Here is a 204-nt window from a genome sequence, read left to right as displayed (position 1 = left end):
GTAATGGTCAGAACTTCTCCAGCTTGCACGTAGGTCTTGTAGAACTCTTCTGGATTCTCTGCCCCGAATACTTGAATCGCTCCTTTCGGAGTGAAATGGCTAGACTTCAAGGCTTCTTGTATACCTGATGGTGCCTTAGCTAGACTCTCATAAAGAGCCATTTTCAACCCTTTAACTACTTGCCCTTTAGAATCCGTTACTTGA

1 protein-coding gene is annotated in these 204 nt (G+C 44.1%); it reads right to left on the bottom strand.

Annotated elements, in window-relative coordinates:
- On the bottom strand, positions 1-204 hold a 204-nt coding region (locus ADH54_RS01135), incomplete at both ends, for an SspB-related isopeptide-forming adhesin (protein WP_049523566.1).

It is taken from the genome of Streptococcus pseudopneumoniae, assembly GCF_001072315.1.
Taxonomy (GTDB): Bacteria; Bacillota; Bacilli; order Lactobacillales; family Streptococcaceae; genus Streptococcus; species Streptococcus pseudopneumoniae_R.
The sequence above is the reverse complement of the archived record's forward strand: the minus strand, read 5'-3'. Positions and strand labels throughout refer to the sequence as shown.